General features: G+C 42.4%; 6 protein-coding genes. 4 read left to right on the forward strand and 2 right to left on the reverse strand.

The annotated features are described in order from the left end of the window. Positions 1–7 precede the first annotated feature (7 nt). From AT710_01145 to AT710_01155, 3 genes are all read left to right on the forward strand, one after another. Positions 8–1,273: a succinyl-diaminopimelate desuccinylase gene (locus AT710_01145; GenBank protein KUO93115.1), complete on the forward strand. Its 1,266-nt coding sequence runs from the start codon at positions 8–10 to the stop codon at positions 1,271–1,273. A 28-nt stretch (positions 1,274–1,301) separates the two neighbouring features. After that, positions 1,302–1,997: a peroxiredoxin gene (locus AT710_01150; protein KUO93116.1), complete on the forward strand. Its 696-nt coding sequence runs from the start codon at positions 1,302–1,304 to the stop codon at positions 1,995–1,997. Positions 1,998–2,058: 61 nt separating this feature from the next. Continuing rightward, on the forward strand, positions 2,059–2,739 hold the full coding sequence (locus tag AT710_01155; GenBank protein ID KUO93117.1) for a hypothetical protein: 681 nt from the start codon (positions 2,059–2,061) through the stop codon (positions 2,737–2,739). Between the two features lie 26 nt (positions 2,740–2,765). On the opposite strand, the gene AT710_01160 is transcribed toward AT710_01155, so the two are convergent. Then, positions 2,766–4,577: an aldehyde ferredoxin oxidoreductase gene (locus AT710_01160; protein KUO93118.1), complete on the reverse strand. Its 1,812-nt coding sequence runs from the start codon at positions 4,575–4,577 to the stop codon at positions 2,766–2,768. Positions 4,578–4,796: 219 nt separating this feature from the next. Between AT710_01160 and AT710_01165 the strand changes: the two genes are divergently transcribed. Further along, positions 4,797–5,297: a hypothetical protein gene (locus AT710_01165; GenBank protein KUO93119.1), complete on the forward strand. Its 501-nt coding sequence runs from the start codon at positions 4,797–4,799 to the stop codon at positions 5,295–5,297. 189 nt (positions 5,298–5,486) lie between these two features. Here the strand turns inward: AT710_01165 and AT710_01170 are convergent, their stop codons facing one another. Continuing rightward, positions 5,487–5,957, reverse strand: a complete 471-nt coding sequence (locus AT710_01170) for a hypothetical protein (protein KUO93120.1) — start codon at positions 5,955–5,957, stop codon at positions 5,487–5,489. Positions 5,958–6,068 lie beyond the last annotated feature (111 nt).

A 6,068-nucleotide genomic window follows, 5' to 3' on the forward strand; every position in this document is an offset into this window, starting at 1 on the left:
TTAATTAATGAGCAATATAGAAGATGAGTTAACGGGCTTAACCATAGATTTGGTTCGCATAAATAGCGTTAATCCCCCGGGTCTAACTAATGATATCGCCAGTTTCATAAGGGAATGGCTGGGGAGACGCGGGTATCAAGGCCATGTATATGAGTATGAAAAAGGAAAACCCAATATAATTGCTAAGGTTGGCCGCGGATCCCCCACGCTCATATTAAATGGGCACATGGATGTGGTTCCACCAGGGGAATCCAGTAAGTGGAGCGTGCCTCCTTTTTCTGGAAAGGTAATTGATGGAAAGATTTTCGGCAGAGGCACAACGGACATGAAGGGAGGATTAGCTGCATTAATGATGGCATTCATTGACTTGGCTCCACAAGTTGAAAATAGCGATGCATCGCTGATATTCTCCGCGACGGTTGACGAGGAGTCAGGCGGACATCCGGGCGTTGAGGCGCTGGTGAATAATGGTGTTTTAAGGGGAGATGCCGCAATAATAGCCGAACCAACTGGTGCCTCCCGCTTCTGCATAGCTGAGAAGGGCTTGGCTCAAGTGAGAATAAATACTATGGGAAGGCCTGCGCATGGTAGTTTGCCGATCCTCGGCAGGAATGCAATTTTGGAATTGATTAATGCAGTTAATGAATCGGCTAAGGCAATTAATGAGTTCAATAGGGGAATCAAGTTGCCGCGCGATCTAGAGGCTCCAATAGAGAATTCAGCCAAAATCTACGGAGCTGCCGCCAGAGGCATTGGCTTAAGAGTGGATGATAATGAGCTTGGGAACATAATAGGATCAGTATCATTTAATCCCGGCGTGATTCGCGGTGGTTCCAAAATAAATATGGTGCCTGATTCAGCTGAGCTTGAGCTAGATATGAGGGTTCCTCCTGGCGCTTCATCTAGGCAAGTAATCGATTACCTGGCGGCTAGGCTAGGCGATTCAGCTAGGGTTGAGGTCATAGATGTTAGTGAGCCCAATTACACGCCAATTAATTCTGAAATAGTTGCTTCAGTGAGGGATTCCATAATTGAGGAAGGAAAGCAACCAGTTCCATTAATATTAACGGGGGCAACCGATGGCCGCTATCTAAGGGCTGCAGGAATACCGGTGGTTATTTATGGTCCAGGCGAGCTAGCTATGGCTCATTCATATGATGAATACGTCGCTATAGATGACTTAAAGGACTCCTTGATAGTCATGGAGAAAGCCATTCAACGATTCCTTGGATTGGGGAGATATGGTAAAAAAATTGGTAATAAACGAAACTAATTTAAGCAACTGTTCTGAAAGTAGTGACATGAGTTCTGAATATAAACTACCCCTAATCGGTGAGAAGTTTCCGGAAATGGAGGTAGAGACTACCCAGGGCAAAATAAAGCTCCCAGATCACTTTAAGGGGAAATGGTTCATGCTGTTTAGTCACCCCGGCGACTTTACGCCGGTATGCACAACTGAGTTCATCAGCTTCGCTAAGAGGTATGATGACTTCAAGAAGCTCAACACGGAATTAATAGGGCTATCCGTGGATAGCGTAATTTCCCATGTTGAGTGGATCAGGTGGATAGAGGATAACATTAAGGTCAAAGTGCCGTTCCCAGTAATAGCTGACNCAATGGGTAATGTAGCTAAGAGGCTAGGCATGATACATGCAGAATCAGCGACAAGCACTGTCAGGGCCGTCTTCATTGTTGATGATAAGGGCACGGTTAGGTTAATATTATATTACCCACTAGAAATAGGGAGAAGCGTTAATGAATTGCTGCGCGTGATAAAGGCGCTACAGGTAGTGGATAAGTATGGCGTTGCATTGCCGGCAAACTGGCCTGAGAATGAAGTGATTGGGGAGAATGCGATTAATCCGCCGCCTCACACCGTTGATGGCGCTGCATCCAGGTTAAAGGAGTATAAGGGCTATGCATGGTGGTTAACGTATAGGGAATTACCGAAAGCGGAGGTCGAGGAGGCAAGAAACATATTAAAGATACGCGTATAGGAAACGGAAACTAATATATAAAATAAAAATTTATTTAACTATTTTCATCGATCGCTAACTAATGGAGTTTAGGCAAGCCACGTCGTTGGATTCTGAGGAAATCAAATCATTTACTATGGATACATTTCCATGGGGTGACTACTTGCCGAATGAGGTAGATACATGGATAAAGAATGGGAATGTCTATGTAATGACTGATAATGGAAGAATAGTGGCGGTTGCATCCATGCTTTTTCTTTTCCAGGAAACGGCTTGGTTACGGGGATTAAGGGTTAGGAAGCAGGAGCGGAGGAGGGGCATCGGTAAAGCAATCACGATGAATATGCTGGAACTGGCGAGAAGCAATGGCGCAAGGCGAGCAATGCTGATGGTAGCTGAATGGAATACCGCAAGCAGAATGCTAGTTAAATCCCTAGGCTTTGAACAAGTAATGGATGTATGGGGCGGAGTAATAGATCCAAACGCGACTATTATTGATGATGCCATTGAACTAATTAGGGATGCCTTATCCATCACTGATAATTATATTTGTTTACCTGATGATCCATGGACATGCACAAAGGCATCCTTGAATGACGTGCTATCACTATCTCCCCGGATTTATAGGGGACCCGGCATAGGTATAGGGCGATTCTCCGTGGGGCAGCCGACCTCCGCCATACCGGCCTCGGTCGTCTCCACTGCGGAGGGTAAATTTAAGGAATCATATGGTAAATATACCATTTTTGAGTTGATGCTATAGATCAATCATTATTCCATTGATAAATTTCATTCATATAATGGGGTCCCTCCATGGTTATCAGAATCACTTGGAGCAGTGATTCCTAATTGATTCAATAATTCCCTCTTTGGTTTCCCATTCTCATCATAGCCCCTCAATTCATAGTAATACTGTAGAGCCGCTTCCAATTCAGCTCGGGGAATCACGTGCTTCTTACCCTCATACTCCACCCCTTCCTCAAACCACCGTCTTGGCAGCTCATCATCGGCTTTAGTGGTTCCATTCATTAATCTATGCATCACTATTATGCGGTGCGACACTGACTTCAACTCATTTAAGCTATATTCATATCCAGTGACTGCCTTAAGCGAGGCTCTAATAGTGTCCCAATCATAAATGGATCGCCCGAACTTACATAAAAGCATTGAATCATATAACGCATTGCGGTTCTCTAGGTCAATTACATAATTGATTTTTTCTTCATTAATTGAGAATCTGCCTCCGGCTTGTCCACTTATATCAATGGCATATGCGCTGGACCAGAGGTGATCAGCGCCTCTTTCTCCTACTGCATTATTTAGCGACATCCCCATTAATGTTCTAGGATCATAACCGGCAGGCTCTAGTCCTTTCACGTGAATCGCTAGATCTTGCACGCCAAGTTTTTCTGCCATGCCTCTAACGCCGAGGGCTATTAATTCTCCAATGCCTTGCTTATATGCTGTATTAATTATGAGCTCTCGTATCTTCTCATGATCACCCCATTTAGGTGCATTATCCATGATCCCCCTTTGACCTAAGTATATCAGGAACGCTATTGAATTGCCTAGGCTAACAGTGTCGAGACCTAATCTATCTGCTAATTCCGCTAAGTCAATTATTTTTGATGGATCGCTTATTCCGGTTAGTCCGCCAATTGCCATTACAGACTCGTACTCCAAGTCATAGGAGCCATTACTTGATTTGACTATTTTGTGGCATGCAATGGGGCAGTAGAGGCAAGCCCCATTCCTTAATAAGAAACTAGTCTTTAATTTTTCTTCCCAAGATATGTTTCTCCATCCGGGCAACTCAACCTTGGTCCAGTACAGGCTTGGGAAGAAGCCCATTGAATTACCAATATCGATCAGCCTAACTGTTCCTCCGCTTCTATATGGTATTGTTCCCGGATTACTTAATGTGGCTTTACCCAGTTGCTTGACTAATTCGTAATATAAGGATGGATTCGCCACGTTGATATCTTTATTATCTGGAAGAAATGCTATGGCCTTTATCATTTTGCTGCCCATGACTGCTCCTGCCCCTGTTCGCCCGAATTGCCTCCATTTCTCGTGATTTATGGTAGCATAGGGAACGGCATTTTCGCCTGCTGGTCCAATTACTAATATGCTTGAGTCCCCTAGTTCTCTCCTAATCAATTCCTCTGCTTGAACTGAGTCCATGCCCCACATCCACTCTGCGTCGCGAGTCTCAACTCCACCATCACTTACTACTAGGTAAATTGGTTTATTAGATGAACCCGTAATTATCAATGCATCGATTCCAGCATACTTCATGTATGCTCCAAGAGTTCCACCAACTGTTGAGTAACTCCATCTATTTGTGAGGGGTGATTTAAATATGGCTGCGGCCCTTGTGGCTAAAGGCAATTTGGAACCCCCAAGGGGTCCAGTGGCTATTATTAGAGGAGATGATGGGTCAAATGGATTAATGGTCCTTGGGATCCCCATTTCCAGAATAAGCCTTAATCCAAGTCCGCGACCACCAATCATGGATTTAGCAATGGNTTCGTCCAGATTGGTTTTCATGTAGCTGTGGCCAAGTCTTATATGGAGAATTGCGCCAGCATAGCCATACATGGACACATATGTTTTTGCTTGAATTAAAAGTTAACTATAGCATTGCTAATTGCCTTGCATTCATGGTATCTTAGGCTATGAAGATAGGCGAAACAAGTCTTGCTCTTATAAAGCCTATTTTTATAATTATCGTTTATTTTAACCAATATATTTATAAATATTAAAGCAAGTTAATTTATCTAATGGGTTTAAATAGGGGGGGACTCCATGAATCAATGGATGCTTCGATCGATTATGTTGATCATGACTGTGACGACAATATCAATACTTTTCGGCGTTGATTACGTGTTGCTGCAAGTATTGATAACGGGGTCATCCAATTTAGGCATCATATTTATGGTGCCAACTATGTTATTCTTGGTATTAATGGAGATAATCACATTCATAATATATATATCGCAATTAAGGGAAAAAGATATACTAGAAAGGTCAGGCAAGGCATATAAGTTCCTTATCTTTTTAGTAACGGCTATAGCCATAATAGCCATGCTATACATAGATATAGATATGCTTGGTGAATTTTCCAGCCTAGTTATACCTGTAACTGCGCCCAGCATCGTAATGGATAAATCAGTGGGTATGGGAATAGCGTTTTATAATGGTGGATTAGCGATAATGATCTTTGCACTCACTCAATTGTATAGAAACAGTATACCATTACCAATAATCATCAATAGGTATAGCGATGATAATGATAAACCCGAAATAGACGAAATATAGAAATATGGTCTAGAGTTTTCCTTTCACCATATAATTTGGATTCTCATCATCAATTCTTTGAATTGCCGATTACATTCCTCGCTCCAGTTCCCCGGACTGCTGATCAGTGATGGGGTCTCCTTGAAGAATTGATTCTCTTTAATCAGCAATAGAGGTTTGCATCAATGTGAGGAAATTACGCTCTAAAGGTTAAAGGGTTTTGTTGTTCTGTTCCGTTTTCTGTTTCTCATTTTCATCGTTGCTTCTTCTCTTAACTTCAAATATGTCTCCATATATTAATTTTATGCCAGCAGCTTGCGCATCATCTATTGCTTCCTTGGTCGTGCTAACTGCGAGAATCATCTTGATTGGATCCTTAAGATTTAATATCTTGGAAACCACATCAACCTTCNCCCTAAACCACTCAACGTCGTCAGAATCAGCGAATGATTTAACTTCTATCAAGTATACCTTATCGTTCTTTGCCACTATGTCAACCTCATAAAGGACTCCCTTGAATCCGAATATGCCCTCATTATCCTTGTATGTGAATTTATTCAAGTACTTTATGTCTATGCCTAACTGGTCCAGTACCTCCTTAAAGAACCCCCTTATTAGCTCCTCATAATCTGCTCCCCAACGCTTTCCAATGCTATCAATGGACCTCCTAAGTTGATCCATTCCTTTTCTTAGATCAATAACAGCATCAGTTAACTTCGCTATGTTATCCTCAGTTCTTTTCTGCGCTTCCGCTAATTGGTCTAGTCTTTCTTCTGTTTTTCTTTGTGCTTC

Source organism: Thermocladium sp. ECH_B, assembly GCA_001516585.1.
Taxonomy (GTDB): domain Archaea; phylum Thermoproteota; class Thermoprotei; order Thermoproteales; family Thermocladiaceae; genus Thermocladium.